The organism is Mesorhizobium subarcticum, assembly GCF_055456085.1.
Window position 1 is genome coordinate 1,462,649 of sequence record NZ_CM144237.1, and the last position, 14,957, is coordinate 1,477,605.

At 60.4% G+C, this 14,957-nt stretch carries 16 protein-coding genes; 7 read left to right on the forward strand and 9 right to left on the reverse strand.

The window, feature by feature from the left end:
* Nucleotides 1–215 precede the first annotated feature (215 nt).
* From ACZYHG_RS06960 to ACZYHG_RS06970, 3 genes are all read left to right on the forward strand, one after another.
* Nucleotides 216–488, forward strand: a complete 273-nt coding sequence (locus tag ACZYHG_RS06960) for a DUF4242 domain-containing protein (RefSeq protein WP_027032108.1) — start codon at nt 216–218, stop codon at nt 486–488.
* Entirely contained in the window at nt 466–756 is a 291-nt protein-coding gene (locus ACZYHG_RS06965; RefSeq protein WP_464613140.1) for a hypothetical protein, read from the forward strand. Before ACZYHG_RS06960 ends, ACZYHG_RS06965 begins: the two co-directional genes overlap by 23 nt.
* Before the next feature lie 70 nt (nt 757–826).
* Entirely contained in the window at nt 827–1,333 is a 507-nt protein-coding gene (locus ACZYHG_RS06970; RefSeq protein ID WP_464613141.1) for a hypothetical protein, read from the forward strand.
* Nucleotides 1,334–1,441: 108 nt separating this feature from the next.
* On the opposite strand, the gene msrA is transcribed toward ACZYHG_RS06970, so the two are convergent.
* The 5 genes from msrA to ACZYHG_RS06995 all read right to left on the reverse strand — a co-directional run bounded on the left by msrA (nt 1,442) and on the right by ACZYHG_RS06995 (nt 5,427).
* Nucleotides 1,442–2,170: a peptide-methionine (S)-S-oxide reductase MsrA gene (gene msrA / locus ACZYHG_RS06975; protein WP_464613142.1), complete on the reverse strand. Its 729-nt coding sequence runs from the start codon at nt 2,168–2,170 to the stop codon at nt 1,442–1,444.
* 266 nt (nt 2,171–2,436) lie between these two features.
* A complete protein-coding gene (locus ACZYHG_RS06980) occupies nt 2,437–2,760 on the reverse strand; it encodes a hypothetical protein (RefSeq protein ID WP_464613143.1) in 324 nt (107 codons plus the stop codon).
* A gap of 117 nt (nt 2,761–2,877) precedes the next feature.
* On the reverse strand, nt 2,878–3,576 hold the full coding sequence (locus ACZYHG_RS06985) for a DUF1223 domain-containing protein (protein WP_464613144.1): 699 nt from the start codon (nt 3,574–3,576) through the stop codon (nt 2,878–2,880).
* 264 nt (nt 3,577–3,840) lie between these two features.
* Nucleotides 3,841–4,212 carry an endonuclease domain-containing protein gene (locus ACZYHG_RS06990; protein ID WP_464613145.1) on the reverse strand — a complete coding sequence of 124 codons (372 nt, stop codon included), beginning with the start codon at nt 4,210–4,212 and terminating at the stop codon, nt 3,841–3,843.
* 135 nt (nt 4,213–4,347) lie between these two features.
* On the reverse strand, nt 4,348–5,427 hold the full coding sequence (locus ACZYHG_RS06995; RefSeq protein ID WP_464613146.1) for a TadE/TadG family type IV pilus assembly protein: 1,080 nt from the start codon (nt 5,425–5,427) through the stop codon (nt 4,348–4,350).
* A gap of 162 nt (nt 5,428–5,589) precedes the next feature.
* Between ACZYHG_RS06995 and lepA the strand changes: the two genes are divergently transcribed.
* Nucleotides 5,590–7,395, forward strand: a complete 1,806-nt coding sequence (gene lepA, locus ACZYHG_RS07000) for a translation elongation factor 4 (RefSeq protein WP_464613147.1) — start codon at nt 5,590–5,592, stop codon at nt 7,393–7,395.
* A gap of 239 nt (nt 7,396–7,634) precedes the next feature.
* On the opposite strand, the gene ACZYHG_RS07005 is transcribed toward lepA, so the two are convergent.
* Entirely contained in the window at nt 7,635–8,660 is a 1,026-nt protein-coding gene (locus ACZYHG_RS07005; RefSeq protein ID WP_464613148.1) for a hypothetical protein, read from the reverse strand.
* 208 nt (nt 8,661–8,868) lie between these two features.
* On the opposite strand from ACZYHG_RS07005, the gene ACZYHG_RS07010 reads away from it, so the two are divergent.
* Both ACZYHG_RS07010 and ACZYHG_RS07015 read left to right on the forward strand, forming a co-directional pair.
* Nucleotides 8,869–9,069: a hypothetical protein gene (locus ACZYHG_RS07010; RefSeq protein WP_464613149.1), complete on the forward strand. Its 201-nt coding sequence runs from the start codon at nt 8,869–8,871 to the stop codon at nt 9,067–9,069.
* A gap of 251 nt (nt 9,070–9,320) precedes the next feature.
* Nucleotides 9,321–10,109 (forward strand): KilA-N domain-containing protein, encoded by a 789-nt coding sequence (locus ACZYHG_RS07015; RefSeq protein WP_464613150.1) that lies wholly within the window; start codon nt 9,321–9,323, stop codon nt 10,107–10,109.
* Between the two features lie 13 nt (nt 10,110–10,122).
* Here the strand turns inward: ACZYHG_RS07015 and ACZYHG_RS07020 are convergent, their stop codons facing one another.
* Nucleotides 10,123–10,899, reverse strand: coding sequence for an OB-fold protein (locus tag ACZYHG_RS07020; protein ID WP_464613151.1), 777 nt, complete (start codon nt 10,897–10,899; stop codon nt 10,123–10,125).
* Between the two features lie 548 nt (nt 10,900–11,447).
* Complete coding sequence (locus ACZYHG_RS07025; protein WP_464613152.1) at nt 11,448–11,681, reverse strand: hypothetical protein; 234 nt, start codon at nt 11,679–11,681, stop codon at nt 11,448–11,450.
* 219 nt (nt 11,682–11,900) lie between these two features.
* Between ACZYHG_RS07025 and ACZYHG_RS07030 the strand changes: the two genes are divergently transcribed.
* The gene (locus ACZYHG_RS07030; RefSeq protein ID WP_464613153.1) at nt 11,901–12,428 is read left to right on the forward strand and encodes a hypothetical protein; all 528 of its coding nucleotides are present in this window, start codon (nt 11,901–11,903) and stop codon (nt 12,426–12,428) included.
* A gap of 341 nt (nt 12,429–12,769) precedes the next feature.
* Here the strand turns inward: ACZYHG_RS07030 and ACZYHG_RS07035 are convergent, their stop codons facing one another.
* Complete coding sequence (locus tag ACZYHG_RS07035; RefSeq protein WP_464613154.1) at nt 12,770–14,410, reverse strand: ABC transporter substrate-binding protein; 1,641 nt, start codon at nt 14,408–14,410, stop codon at nt 12,770–12,772.
* Nucleotides 14,411–14,957: the final 547 nt, after the last annotated feature.

Below are 14,957 nucleotides of genomic sequence, written 5' to 3' on the forward strand. Positions count from 1 at the left end.
CGCTGCGCTGGACATCCGCCACGACTGTCCAAGGCGCCTGCCCGGAAATGTGACCCTCCACACATTCCGGTGCCATTCTCCACATAACGTCGCCAGTATAGGGAATCTTCCACACAAAATATAGGGAAAGGTTCCGATGTGCGCCCTTCGCGAGCGTGATCAATGTCCAGCCGCGCTCAAATCGAGCGTGAATCAACACAAAAGGGAAACCCGATATGCCTCGCTATGTAGTTGAACGCACATTTCCAAATGGCCTCAGCGTACCGATGAACGATGCCGGCGCCGATGCGCTGGGCGGCGTCATCATGCGCAACGCCGAAAAAGGCGTGACCTGGGTGCAGTCCTTCGTCTCGCCCGACAAGAAGCAGAGCTTCTGCATCTATGATGCGCCGTCGCCCGAGGCGATCCGCAGCACGGCGCAGAAGAATTCGCTGCCTGTCGACAAGATCACGGAGGTGCGGGTCCTTGACCCTTACTTTTACCGTTGATCCCGACAATGACCGTGCAACTACCCTTCGCGGCGGTGGCGGCTTGCCTGATATCTCGCTCCGCGAGGTGCTGGCGGGTCCGAGACCAGTCGGACGAGGCCCGTTACTGGGCCGGTTTTTCCGGCGGTCCGCCTCGCTGCTGTTCGCACCATTGCGCTCGAGCCGGCGCCGGTTGCCTCCGCAGGACGACTATCTGAGACGCGATATCGGCCTGCCGGAGCTCGAGGAGCTGCCGCAATACTGGGACTTCACCCGGTCAAACCACTGATACGCGCAGCCATCCGACGTCGCACGGGAGCGGCTGCTCCCGCGCGCGCTTTCAACAACGAGGAGAGAAAATGAACATCCATCTGTGGACCAGACATCTCATCAACCTGTCGATCCTGTCGATCGCGGCCACGGCGGCGAATGCCCATGATACGGGCACGCTGGATGAGAAGGTGCGGGCAGCCAACAGCCGTTTCGAGAATGTGGCGATGGCCACCGCCGAAGGCTATGCGCCGATCCCTTGCGCCAGCGGCATTACCGGCGGTGCCATGGGCATCCATTATGTCAATGCGGCCTATCTGAAGGACGATGCGGTCGATCTCGCCAAGCCGGAAGCGGTCATGTACGAGCCGATGGCGGACGGCAAGCTGAAGCTTGTGGCAGTCGAGTACATCACCTCGAAAGGTCCGGCCTCGCTGGAGGGTCAGCTGTTCAACTTCAACAGCACCCCCAACCGTTACGGCCTGGGCGCCTTCTATGAGCTGCATGTCTGGGCCTGGAAGAAGAACCCGACCGGCACCTTCGCCGACATGAACCCTGATGTGTCGTGCGACGCGATGAAGGCCGACGGCATGTAGCCGGCCTTCGCCCCGGGACTGGCCGTCATCCATAGCCCATCCCAGGCGGGGGCGGGCGGATATCGGCAGGTCCCGGGGGTCACTCACCCCCCAGCGAGCCGCGAAAGATCAATTACTCGCCGACAGCACCAGCACCGGCTTCTCGCTGTACAGCGCCGGAAACAGCTGCTTCAGGTTCGCCACCTTGGGCAGGTCGTTGTAGACGATGTAGGGATAGGTCGGGTTCAGTGTCAGAAAGTCCTGGTGATAGTTCTCGGCGGGATAGAAGGTCTTGCCGGTCTCGATCGTGGTGACGATCGGGGCGCCAAACAGCTTGGCCTTGTCGAGCTGGCCGATGTAGCTCTGCGCAATCTTTGCCTGCGCATCGTTTTCGGCAAACACCGTCGAGCGGTACTGGGTGCCGGAGTCCGGGCCCTGGTAGTTGAGCTGCGTCGGGTTGTGGGCGACCGAGAAATAGACCTGCAGCAGCTGGCCATAGGTCACCTTTGACGGGTCGTAGGTGATCTCGACGGATTCGGCATGGCCGGTGCGGCCGGTGCCTACAACCTCATAGACGGCGTTTTCCGCGCTGCCGCCGGTGTAGCCGGAGACGGCCTTGCTGACGCCCTTGACGTGCTGGAACACACCCTGCACGCCCCAGAAGCAGCCGCCGGCAAAGATTGCCTTTTCGCTGCCCGGGGCCGCCTTTTCATCCATCGCCGGCGGCGGGATGACCACCGCGTCTTCGGCTGAGCGCGCTGGGGTCTGCCAGAAGGCGGCCGCCGCCACCGCTGCAAAACCGAGCACGGCCAGCGCGCCACGGGTGAAGAACGGCCGTGTCTTTTCGATACCGGTCATGTTCTGATCTCCTGTTGTTGTTCCAATATATACGACGCGAGCCGAGAATCAGTTCTCAATTTGCCGTGCGGGCTGCTCCTGTCATCGGCGCTCCCCCTAATCCGGCCCTTCGGGCCACCTGTGCCGGGGCGAGTCACGGGCCTCGCCCGTCCTTCGGACCCCCGACGGGGAGAAGAGGTAAGCGCCGGCGCTGACAGTCTCCTCTCCCCACCGGGGAGAGGTCAGCCGAGCGAAGCGGAGGCTGGGTGAGGGGGAGCCTGCCTGGCTTACTGCGCCGGCTTCATCGCATCCGCCGCCGGCTTCATGGCGTCAGCCGCCGGCTTCATGGCGTCAGCCGCCGGCTTCATCGCATTGTCGGCTGGCTTCATGGCGTTGGTGGCCATCGGGTCCGCCGGCTTCATCGCATCGGTTGCCGGTTTCATGGCATCAGCCGCAGGCTTCATGGCATCCGCTGCAGGCTTCATCGCGTTGGCGGCGGGCTTCATGGCGTTGGTGGCATCGTCGGCGCGGGCGATGCCGCCGGCCAGCAGCGCCGTCGAGCACAGAGCAAGGGCGAGTGCGGGCAGGGTCAGGCGGGAAAGAATGGTCATGGTCGTCTCCTTTGGGTTTGGTCGTTGGGGGTTGGTCGTAGGGGTGACGGCTCATGCCGTCGGTATTTCGCGACGCCGCTCGTGCGGCGTTGCGCAAATTCTTGTTGAGGCGAGTTTCTAGTTCGTCGCGGCGGCGAGGATCGGCCCGCCGCCCGGCGATTGCACCAGCACGGCTGTGGTGAGGCCACTGGGCGCGGCGGGCAGCGCATAGGCGGTGGCGTCGCCGGTCCAGCTGCCGAGTTTTGTCAGCCCATGCACGACATTGGCATGCGGCAAGGTGCGGCCGGTGTTTTCGCCACGCGCCACCGGCACCTGCACGACGCCCTTGGCATAGCGCACCAGCCAGACATCGGCCTTGCCGCCGGGTGCCGCGCCGGCGCCGATCGCGACCTTGCCGTCGCCAAGCGACAGCGACGGTCCCCCGGTCTTGGCCGTCGCCGCGATCAGATGCTCGATTTCGCCCGGTGCGGCGCCGACGACATCGGCATGGCCGTTGACCACCACTTGCGGCGTGAACGGCCCGTCATGGCCGAGCGGCGGCTCATAAGACACCTGGCGCTGGGTGAACTCCTGTTTTCCGAACGTGTCCTTCCAGCCGAGATAATCCCAGTAGGTGACGTTGAAGGACAGCGCCAGCACGCCGGGCTGGTCCTTGACCTTGATGAGATTGGCGTTGGCCGGCGGGCAGGACGAGCAGCCCTGGCTGGTGAACAGCTCGACCACGCTGAGCGGCTGCGCGGCCGCGGCACCGAGCGAGGCCGCGAGCGCGAGAGCGCCCAGGCTGGACAATGCGATCAGCTTGCTACGGTTGGACATTGGCTGGCTCCCGTGGGTGACGGCGCCGATATGCGCCGCTCATGTCCCCACTTCGTTGCCGCCACGGGCTTCGTTACAGCGCTCACCGGTTTGTGATCGGAACGCACTTCCCTTCTCCCCTTGTGGGAGAAGGTGTCGCCGTAGGCGACGGATGAGGGGTGTTCCAGGGAACACCAACGCCTCACTCCGCTGGAGCACCCCTCATCCGTCTCGCCGCTGCGCGGCGATCCACCTTCTCCCGCAGGGGGAGAAGGAAGAGCGCTCCTATCGCCAAGGCTGCAAACTGGTGTCTCGCACATAGGCGATGATGGTGTCGCAGACGGCGTCGATGTCTTTCAAGACATCGTCATTCCAGAAACGCAAAACCCGAAAGCCCTTTGCCTCCAACTCGGTCTTGCGGATCTGGTCGGTATCCGACGCCGCATGCTGGCTGCCATCGATCTCGATGATCAACCCGGCTTCAGGGCACATGAAATCGGCAATGTATTTTCCGATAGGGGCCTGGCGCCGGAATTTTATCTGGTCGAGCCTGCGGTCGCGTAGCTCCTGCCAGAGCTTGCCTTCCGCCTCCGTCATGTCGCGCCGGAGCGAACGAGCAAATTTGCGCTTGGCGGGGGTGACGGGTTGATGCGGCATGGCGTCAGATTAGCCAGACGCAGTGCTTGGTCCAATACCTCTCATCCGTCTCGGCGCTGCGTGCCGATCACCGCCAGGGGCGATTCACTGGCCTGCCGGCCATCTCCCCCGCAAGGGGAAATGGCTGCGTCAACCTTACTGCGTCAGCGCTGTGTCCGAGGGCCGCTTGTTGAAGTCGCACTTGCCGGTGACGTTGTAGAAAAAGTCGGCATTTGCGGACGGAGTCGGCACCGTTGTGCCACCGTCTTCCCAGGCTTGATAGCTGGTGACGCCACAAGGCACGATGGAGAAGATGTCGACCTTCGTCCCGGTCGCGGTCTCGATCAGGGAGTTCGCGTCCACCCCGCTATAGAGTCGGTTGGAGGTGCTCGCATCGTCCGATTTGAGGTATTGCGGGTTGCCCGATGGCACGTACATCTGCAGAGAGAGGCCACCCATCTGGCTGACATCGATCGCAGCGCCTGAGCCGTTGGCCGGATACATGGTGTCGACGCAGGTTGTCAGATATTTGGTGCTGCCGCTGGTCTGCGTGATCGCACCGGCGGGGAGATTGTTGAAATTGTTCACCTTGGCGGTGGTGCAAACTTGCGACTGGACGAGCGTCTTGATGTCCGCGCCACCATTGTTGGTGATCGTATACACGTTCGTGGTGCCGTAGCCCTTCGGATCCCCGAAGCCGTTATAGGCATATTCGATAGACATCAGCGACTTGGCCGCCGTCGCTCCAAATTGGGTGCCGTAGAGCGTCATCGTCTTGTTCCACCAGCCCGACACCTTGGTGATCTTGAAGGTCGCATTGACCAGCGCCGGCGGCTTGCTGACCGCCGACGCGACGGCAATGGGCACGGTGTCGATCCTGGCGATCTTCATGAAAGTGGTCGGCATGGAGAAACTTGCCGAGGCCTGGCCTGTGGCGGCGGCGGTGGTGGTACCAGCCACAAAACTGTTCAGCGTCGCAGTGCCCAGGCCACCATTGGCGGTGAAGGAATTTTGCAGCGCCGTCTGACGCTGCGCCAGCGTCGAGGTGGTGTCCATGGTGGTGATCGACAGCAGCGCGGCATCCAGCGCCTGCTGCTGGTTGGATCGGGTTTGGATCGCGCTGGTATAGTCGACCGAGAAGCCGATCGCGGATATAATCGGCACCAGCATGAGAAAGAACAATGGCATGATCGAGCCGCTGCGCGACTCCATGAACCTGACCGCAATCCCCCGCATTCTCAGCCCTTTCGACGTCATATCCGGCAGAGCTAACATACGAGTCTGAAATTATGCTCTAATGCACTTGGTTAAATTTTATCGATATTCCCGCGATTCGGGCGAAATGGTCGGCAGAGGCCGCCGCTTGCCGCAGCTTTCCGCCCCTGCTAAAGCGCGCGGATGAGCACGCCCCTCGACCACATCCGCAATTTCTCCATCGTCGCCCATATCGACCATGGCAAATCCACGCTTGCCGACCGGCTGATCCAGTCCACCGGCGGGCTGGAGCTGCGCGACATGAAGGAGCAGGTGCTGGACTCGATGGACATCGAGCGCGAGCGCGGCATCACCATCAAGGCGCAGACGGTGCGGCTGAAATACCGCGCCAACAATGGCGAGGACTATATCCTCAACCTCATCGACACGCCCGGCCATGTCGACTTCGCCTATGAAGTGTCGCGGTCGCTGGCCGCCTGCGAGGGCTCGCTGCTGGTGGTCGACGCCTCACAGGGTGTCGAGGCGCAGACGCTGGCCAATGTCTACCAGGCGATCGACAACAACCACGAGATCGTCGTGGTGCTGAACAAGGTCGACCTGCCGGCCGCCGAGCCCGAGCGCATCCGCGAGCAGGTCGAGGAGGTGATCGGCATCGACGCTTCCAACGCGGTGCTGATCTCGGCCAAGACCGGGCTCGGCATTCCGGATGTCTTGGAAGCCATCGTCCACCAATTGCCGCCGCCGCGCGAGGGCGACGCCAACGCTCCCTTGAAGGCGATGCTGGTCGACAGCTGGTACGACGCGTATCTGGGCGTCATCGTTCTGGTGCGCATCATCGATGGCGTGCTGAAAAAGGGCCAGACCATCCGCATGATGGGCACCGGCGCCAAGCATTTGGTGGAGCGCACGGGCGTGTTCACGCCGGCGCGCATCAATGTCGACGAGCTCGGCCCCGGCGAGTTCGGCTTCTTCACCGGCTCGATCAAGGAAGTGGCCGACACCCGCGTCGGCGACACCATCACCGAGGACAAGCGCCAGACGGCAAAGGCCCTGCCCGGCTTCAAGCCGGCGCAGCCGGTGGTGTTCTGCGGCCTGTTCCCGGTCGACGCCGCCGACTTCGAGGATCTGCGCGCCGCCGTCGGCAAGCTGCGCCTCAACGACGCTTCCTTCTCTTATGAGATGGAAACCAGTGCGGCCCTTGGCTTCGGCTATCGCTGCGGCTTCCTTGGCTTGCTGCATCTCGAAATCATCCAGGAGCGGCTGGAGCGCGAGTTCAACCTCGACCTGATCGCCACCGCGCCTTCCGTCGTCTACCGGCTGCAGCTCAATGACGGGACGGAGAAGGAGCTGCACAACCCGGCCGACATGCCCGACGTGGTGAAGATCGCGTCGATCGAGGAGCCATGGATCCGCGCCACCATCCTGACCCCCGACGACTATCTCGGCGGCATTCTAAAACTCTGCCAGGACCGGCGCGGCATTCAGGCCGACCTGTCCTATGTCGGCAAGCGCGCCATGCTGACCTACGATTTGCCGCTCAACGAAGTCGTCTTCGACTTTTATGATCGCCTAAAATCGATCTCCAAGGGCTACGCCTCCTTCGACTACCACCTGACCGACTACAAGGAAGGCGACCTGGTGAAAATGTCGATCCTGGTCAATGAGGAGCCGGTCGACGCGCTGTCCATGCTGGTGCACCGCACGGCAGCGGAAAAGCGTGGAAGGCAGATGGTCGAGAAGCTGAAGGAGCTGATCCCCAACCATCTGTTCAAGATCCCGGTCCAGGCCGCGATCGGCGGCAAGGTCATCGCCCGTGAAACCATCTCCGCGCTGCGCAAGGATGTGACCGCCAAATGCTACGGCGGCGACGTCTCGCGCAAACGCAAGCTGCTGGACAAGCAGAAAGAAGGCAAGAAGCGGATGCGGCAGTTTGGCAAGGTCGATATTCCGCAGGAGGCGTTTATCCAGGCGCTGAAGATGGGGGATTGAGAAGCCGGTTGGCGCGCACAGCGCGCCAAGTCATCGATCCGGTGGATCGATGGCAGGCTTCGAAAGCGGGGGAGCTGCCGGAGGCAGCGGGCCCCCCGCCAGCGCGACGCTGACGCTGCGCGGTGGAGATTAAGCTCGTCCAGAATAAACCTCTGCTTTGCTACTCTTTGACGCCCTTTAAAACTGGCCTATACGAACCTCGAAAGGGTGGCAGCGCCCTTTACCGGCAAAAGAGATTCTTATGACTTTTTGCGGGGGGTCCATGCGCGCCTGATGGCGGCGTCCTTCCAATCCCGTCCAATTTGCCTAGCATCTATCTGAATCATAATAGCCTTACGGCTTGCCTCGGCTTTGAACAAAGTATTGATAACTTTCTTATTTTTGTCGATATCTCGTATTAGCGCAATGATGGTGCCGCCAGATGACCTCCGGAGTTTGACTCTGAAGTTGTGCGCTTCTGCGGCATCAATTGCCTCCACCTTAAACATCTCGCTGATAGTTACATCCTTTGCAGACCTCCGAGAGCGCCTGTTTATGTCGGATACGACCATTCTATCAATAGGAATCCCCTGAACCGTAATCCTATCTGCATCAACGGAATGGTTAAATATTGAATTTTTGCTCTCTTCTCCAAGACCTCTTATTTGCCCGACTCTTTTGTCAACTTTTGTTGCTTTCCTAAGCGTTTCAGAGTGCTCTTGTGAGGCTTTATTGTCGGTTAAATGTTCTATTATCGAGAGGTATTTGCTATCCCTATCTGAATCTTTGTTTGCCCTTGTTATTTCTAAATTACTCTCAAGATATAAGCTATATGCAGAGTGCCCCCCATAAATTAGAGCCAACCCGAGGATCAAGATTACCATCTCACGGCCGTTCAGCTTTTCGCCTACTTTCTGCACTATCTCCTTTATTTGCCCCTCTAGGGCGGCAAGAAGACCGGTGCTGCCCTCTTTCACATCAAAAACCAGGTCGAGGTCTGTGCGCGTCTCGTTGGTTAGCTTCGTTATGTGAGAACTCTCCTTTAGAATGAGAGCGCTCGAACGAAGAAAGTTGTCTTGCAGGTCGACCAACCCACGCATAAAATTGGTCGGCAGTGAAGAATGGAATTTCGTTCCCTTCGCTGTCAGGCTTATACCGGCCCAAGCAAAAGACGATGCCAAGAGGTCTATGTCATCGGCGTCAATTTCGCTATCAACGATACGCCTCAGCGCATCCCAGGCTTCATTTTCCGATGTTATCGCTATCCGTCGCTTTAGTTTGGCCAACTTCCCACTCCCCGATGCCTGCTGATAAAGAAGACCACTTTTCTCTCTGAGGTGGAAGTGTTGGGTGTTTGCGAAACTCGGTTTCGACAGCAAATTTCTTTGGCCGCGCTATTCGAGCAATCAAAAAATTTAGGAGATATTGCTTGGGGACAGGCGGTAGGCGACTTCATCGTCGTGGGCGCGATAACGGCAACCCTCAACTTCAGCCGTGGGCGTCGTACTCGAACGCGAGCTGAAGCAGGCCGCCCCGCATCGTCCGTTGAAGATCAAGATTCAGATCCTGGCCAACACCGGCTGCAAGGTTATCTTCCACGAAACCAACTCGACCCGGCGCAAGGGGGTGCGCCAGTTTTGCAAGGTGGGAATCCCGCAGAATTTGTTTATCCAAGCACTCAACATGGGGAACTAAGCGATATGGGGCCTATGTGAGCGCATTAAAAATGATGGCAAGGCTACGCCTCCGAAGGACAAACCTAAGAATTTCGTAAACGGCAAGTTCTAGGCGCTTTAATTCGATCTTTTTACCCGCGCTGGCGGTCTATCCACAAAAACTCACACCCAGAAACTTTGCGGAACCGGACGGCTTGTTGATGTTGGATAATCTGCCGTACAATCGCATCATCTCGATTCGAGCCGGTAACGGCAGAAAGTATAGCTTCAATGGCGAATACCGAAAAGGATAGTAAGACGGACATTACGATTCGTGGCGCTCGTATCAGCGAGGACGAAAATGGCCACTGGAATTTGAATGACATTTGGACTCTAGGGAAATCACCGCCTTCAAAGGCGCCGAAGTACTGGCGTCGAAACGGTGCAGTTCGACGTCTGATTGATGCCCTCCAGAAAAAGGTGACCAGCGCTCACCTTTTAAGGGGGGGCGAAATCATCCCCGTCATCTATGCGACGCGTGGCCGCGGCAACGAAGGCACGTTTGCGCACCCCATTCTTGCAGCGTCGTACGCGGGCTACCTCAGCGAGAAACTCGAGATAGAAACTCGCGAAGTGTGGCTTCGCTATCGCGCTGGCGATGCCGCTCTCGCTGATGAAATCCTTGAACGAGCAAGCCCCGAGGATAATGAACGTGTCGGCATTCGCGCTCTTGGTCGCGCAGAGCGCAACAGGTTTACAGCAACGCTAAGAGATCATGGCGTGGCGGGCGTCGGTTATCCGATCTGCACAAATGCCGTATACGAAGAACTATTTGGTAAAGGGAAGCAGGCTTTGGCGAAAGAGCGCGGCTTGCCAGCTAACGCCAATCTGCGCGACGCGATGCCCTCGGACGAACTGGTTTCTGTTATGTTTGCCGAAATGCTGTCTCGGCAGCGCATTACAGAAGAAAGTGCCATCGGCAACGTTCAGTGCGCGGACGCCACGCGGCGCAGCTCTAAGCGTGTTCGCGTAACAATAGAAGAGGATCGCAGAGATAGGCAGAAGCGTCTGGCGGGGTAACACCAGCCTTCCGCTACTGGTTGGTACTGACAAGTTCGCAATTGGTGAGGGTAACAGAGTGGCCCTCGATCCTTTGAATTTGCCCGACTACCTGGACTTTGTCGCCCCGCCTGAGAATGGACAGGCGATCAAACCATTGAGGCTTGAAGATCAGCATTCTGTGTGGATATGGATCGCTCTTGTCGTTAGCGAGGGCCATCAACGCAAATTCCGGATCGGGAGGCAGGATTTCGCCTACCGGTCCATCCACCTTCATCCATTTCCCGATATAGGGCGCAACCATTTGGTCAGCCTGCATCGACGTATTGTCTTCGTAGAACTGCGCTAGGTACTTGGTGGTGATGTTGTCACCAACGAAAATTCGTTCCAACGATGTGACGATTCCGTTGGGTGGAAGACCCGCAGGTAGCGTCGTCGCCGGCGCCCGTTCGGAGGGGCTGGCCCGTTCTACATCTTGGCGAATGAAAGTGAGCCGCACGCCCTCGGCAATGCCGATTAGCGAGACCGCTCCTATGCCGCCTGCCACTATAAAACGTGTCGCGGCCGGCGCATTCACAAAATCCCACATGACAGCGGTTGCCCCAAAAAGAATGCCTGCCAAAATGAAACAAAACCGAGCGCGTCGATAGTCATCTGGAGTGGGACCAAGCAAGGTAAATCCGGCCCCATACGCGGCCGCAGATACAACCCATGCAGCCAGTATGCCGAACTCGCTCCCGTCCATGCGCTTTTGGTACCAGCGCAGCCCGGATTCGCCAATGGGTTCATCAAGTATAGAATCGCCAACCACACTGAATCCGACAAACTTGACGGTTTTGACTGATCCGATCGAACGATGGTAAGCTTGCGCCTAGCGCCCTTCCTATATCCGTTCGCGGTTGCCAGGTGGTTCCCCCACTCCGTCTCGGCTTCGCCGAGCCACCTCTCCCCCCTCCGGAGGGAGAGGAAAGGAGCCTGGTTGGGGCAGCGCTGACTTCGGCTATAGCCCGCCCCGAAGCACGCCCCCACATTGACATCGCCCAAATACCGGCGCCATTGGACCCCGGCCATTGGGGGCTAAGGGGACTATCCATGAAGAAGATCTATGCAAAGCCGACGCTGAACAGGCGCGAGAAGCTTTCGGCGGTGACCGCTGTCACGTGTCCAGTATCGGTCTGCCCACGCTAGGGCCTTTCAGGCTTCCAGCCGATCGCTCTCCCCTCGATCGCAGCAGCCTTTGTACGAAACCGTACCAACCGCCCCGCTTGGTTGATCGCACTCCCATCGCCGGCTACAAAAATCGGGCGGCGGACCTTTATCAGGTCGCCAGTGGCCGGCGCGGGACTCAGGCAATTGTCTTCACCGGCATGCGCGCCGGCCATTTCCCTGCCGCTGCATGCGCCCGGCCATTTCACCGCGAACAATCCAGTTGACCAGGCCGCTGTCGACATGCGCCCGGTTCGTGAGTTCGCGCAGCAGCGCCTTGCAGTGATCCGCCCATTGCGCCTCGGGGATGAGGTGTTCGGCAATGGATGCCTTGAATGCCCTGCGCAGCACATGGAAAGTGAGCGGCGGCCCGGTGGGGTCGTCCATTGCATTGCTCCCGGAGGGGGCGGGAGTACGCTGACACTCTCAAGCACCAGCGCCCATTGCGTGGCCGGCGACAGCGCGACCATGCGCCCCGTGGCGGCGGCGGTCCACCGCCTGGCAGCGCACGCTTTGCGTCGTACATGAAATGTTGGGTTGGGCGATGCCTGAGGCAGGCCACGGCACCGCTCGACTTGACCCTCGCTTTGCGCTTCACTTGCGCCCATGTCCGCCCCCGTCGAAATCCGCAACAGCGCCTCCAGCAACACTCTTGCGGTGATCGCGCCCTTCATCGGCGCGGTTGTGGCCGGGGTGCTGGCGTTCCGGGCGATTTCGACCGACACCGCACGCGGGCCGGTTTTCCTGCTCATTGTCTTTGCCGTGGGCTGCCTTGGCTGGGGGCTGTTCAAGGCGAGCAGCGGGTTCGACAGCGGCGTTCAGGTGATGCTGGATTCCAGGGGTTTCCGCGACAAGCGCGGCGGCGATGTGCTGGTTCCCTGGGGGACGGTGCAAAGCGTCGGGCTGGTGCATGGCAACCATGGCGGGCCGACGCTGGTGAATTTCGAGCTGACCGGGGAGATGCCGGAGGCGATCAAGTATTCAGGCGCCAATGCATTGAACCTGATGCTGCCGGGCGGTGGCAAGACGGTGCATATGGAGATGTCGTCGCTGGATATTTCGGAAGCCGAGATGATGGCGGCGATACGGAGATTGGCGCCTGGGGTGAAGGTGGGTGAGAAGCGGTCCGCATAGCGGATGAAAAGCCAATTGCTTGGCTTTTCAAGCTTCGAACGCCCTGAGCCTGCGAAGGGCCGGGCGGCGCGTCCTGGAGCCGCAAGTCAGCGCCCGGCAGCGATTTTGAACGTTGGCGCTGCCCCTCACCTGCCTGCCGGCATCCTCTCCCCGTATAGTGACGGGGAGAGGGGTGCTGTCGTCTTGGCTTTCGCCAATCACAAACGTTGCAGAAAAGGCGCCGGCGTTGCGGCCAGCGTCTTTCTCCCCGTCACTATACGGGGAGAAATGCCCGGCAGGGCAATGAGGGGCGGCGCTGACATCGGCTCAACTTGCTTTCAACGCGCCTCGGTCGAGGCGCCTCAACTCTCAATCCAAACCTTCTCAAAATGCTGCTCCAGCGCCTGGTGCTGCTCACACCCTTCGACGCCCTTGCGATACGTCCGGAAGACCGAGCGCCAGTAGGGTTGGATGATGATGCCTGAATCGCGCAAATTCTTTTCGATGCCGGCCATGATCTCCTTGCGCGCCTTGGCGTCCGGCGTCGCCAGCGCCTTGTCGAGCAAGTCGTCGAACTCCTTGCTGGCGTAGGCGCTTTCGTTCCAGGCGGCGCCGGATTTATAAGCCAGCGCCAGCACCTGGACGCCGAGCGGCCGCCCCAGCCATTCCGTGCAGGAGAAGGGATATTTGCTCCAGTCGTTCCAGAAGGTGGCGGCGGGCAGCACGGTGCGCTTGATCTTGAGGCCGGCCTCGCGCATCTGCGCCGAAATGGCGTCGGCGGTGCTCTTTTGCCATTCGACGTCGACGGAGATGAGTTCGTACTCATGGTCCGCCTTGCCGGAAGCGGCGAGCAGTTTTTTCGCCTCCTCCATATCGCGCTTGGCCGGGCCGATATCCGCATATTCGGGGTGCATGGGGCCGACATGGTGGTTGTCGGCGGGTTTTCCCCGCCCGTCGAGGCCGAGCTTCAGCACCGCGGCATTGTCGACGGCGAGCTGGGCGGCGCGGCGCAGCTTGACGTCGTCATAGGGCGCGTTGCCGATGTTGAAGCGGGCGACGATGGTGGAGCCGGTGGCGATCTCGGAATTCTTCAGTCCCATCTTGTCGGTCTGCGAGACGGCATCGGAAGCGGTCTCGTGGTCGGTGTCGATCTCGCCGGATTCGAAGGCCGACAGCATGGCGTTGGGGTCGGAGCCGTAGTCGATCCACTGGATGCCATCGAGGTAGAATTCGCCCTTCCACCACGGCTTGTCCTTGCGCTTCACCTCGGCGCCGGTCTCGGCGTCCCACTTCACCAGCGCGCAAGGGCCTGTGGTGATGGCCAGCGCCTTCAGCGGGTCGCCGTCGCCGTCATAGGAGCGGTGCATGATCAGCGCGGGATAATCGGCCATGCCGGCGATCAGTGAAATGTCAGGCTTCGGCAAATTGAGCTTGATGGTGTAGTCGTCGACCTTCTCGATGCCGCCATCGACCACCTTCTTGGTGTCGGCATTGACCAGCGCGCCCATGCGCGCGGCGACCGAATTGCCGGCAACGCCCGCCTCGCACCAGCGGGTGAGGTTGTGGACGACATCGTCGGCGTTGAAGGTGTCGCCATTCGACCAGGAAATGCCCTTGCGCACATGCAGCGTCAGCGTTTTGGCGTCGTCGCTCATCTCCCATTTTTCGAGCAGCCAGGGCTCGAACGAAAAGTCGGTGTTCCAGCGCACCAGATATTCGTTGCAGTGGCGGGCGACGTTGGACATTTCGACGCCGTCGAAGGTGCGCGGGTCCTTGAAGCCCTTGACGTTCATGGCGACGCGCAAGGTGCCGCCCTTTTTGGGCTCGGCCGCGCGGGCAGGTGTGGGGGCAAGGCCGCCGAGGGCCAGCGCGCCGGCGCCGCTGACGCCGAGGCCGGCCATGAGGGCAAGATATTCGCGGCGGTTGATGGCGCCCATTTTGAAATCGTCGGCGACGGGTTTGGCCTGCGGATGCAATTTACGATCGGTCAGCATGAATCTCATCGTCGTTCCCTTATCGTTGGTGCATGCCGCCCAAGGTGCGTGGCGGTTTTGGGACAACGGCATGCACGGAATCAGACCCGCCCCGATCGATCGCCTACGCGGGGGCGGTTGCGACCGCCGGGGCGTCATTGCCTGAGGCGGCGATGATAGGGCTGGGTGACGTTAGGGAGTGTTCTGGAATCCGCAGGAGTTGTGCGGTGCTCCGCAGAGGCTAATGGCTGCAAGTGGTTGGTCCAGAACAGGCCCGTCCCTCGCCGAGTTCTGTCACCGCCCCCCTTTGTCCTGCCGGACATCTCCCCCTCAAGGGGGGAGATTGGCAGCTCCTGCCTTAGCACCCTTTCGGCGTTCGTCGTTGGCGAAGGCATCCACGACATCCGATCTCCCCCCTTGAGGGGGAGATGTCCGGCAGGACAGAGGGGGGTGCTGTCCCTCTAGCGCCGCAGAGTCTGCGCCGCGTCGCTGCGCTCCTTCCTCCGCCCGTCGATGACGAAGCGAGGGCGGCTCCCTTAACAAAAAACCCGGCGCGAGGCCGGGTTTTTCAGAAACG

Excerpts from the sequence above, each read along its gene's own strand:
- ACZYHG_RS06960 (WP_027032108.1), top strand. The coding sequence starts at position 216 with ATGCCTCGCTATGTAGTTGAACGCACATTTCCAAATGGCCTCAGCGTA.
- ACZYHG_RS07035 (WP_464613154.1), bottom strand. The coding sequence starts at position 14,410 with ATGAGATTCATGCTGACCGATCGTAAATTGCATCCGCAGGCCAAACCC.
- ACZYHG_RS06990 (WP_464613145.1), bottom strand. The coding sequence starts at position 4,212 with ATGCCGCATCAACCCGTCACCCCCGCCAAGCGCAAATTTGCTCGTTCG.
- ACZYHG_RS07015 (WP_464613150.1), top strand. The coding sequence starts at position 9,321 with ATGGCGAATACCGAAAAGGATAGTAAGACGGACATTACGATTCGTGGC.
- ACZYHG_RS06985 (WP_464613144.1), bottom strand. The coding sequence starts at position 3,576 with ATGTCCAACCGTAGCAAGCTGATCGCATTGTCCAGCCTGGGCGCTCTC.
- ACZYHG_RS07030 (WP_464613153.1), top strand. The coding sequence starts at position 11,901 with ATGTCCGCCCCCGTCGAAATCCGCAACAGCGCCTCCAGCAACACTCTT.
- msrA (WP_464613142.1), bottom strand. The coding sequence starts at position 2,170 with ATGACCGGTATCGAAAAGACACGGCCGTTCTTCACCCGTGGCGCGCTG.
- ACZYHG_RS06970 (WP_464613141.1), top strand. The coding sequence starts at position 827 with ATGAACATCCATCTGTGGACCAGACATCTCATCAACCTGTCGATCCTG.
- ACZYHG_RS06980 (WP_464613143.1), bottom strand. The coding sequence starts at position 2,760 with ATGACCATTCTTTCCCGCCTGACCCTGCCCGCACTCGCCCTTGCTCTG.
- ACZYHG_RS06995 (WP_464613146.1), bottom strand. The coding sequence starts at position 5,427 with ATGCGGGGGATTGCGGTCAGGTTCATGGAGTCGCGCAGCGGCTCGATC.
- ACZYHG_RS07025 (WP_464613152.1), bottom strand. The coding sequence starts at position 11,681 with ATGGACGACCCCACCGGGCCGCCGCTCACTTTCCATGTGCTGCGCAGG.
- lepA (WP_464613147.1), top strand. The coding sequence starts at position 5,590 with ATGAGCACGCCCCTCGACCACATCCGCAATTTCTCCATCGTCGCCCAT.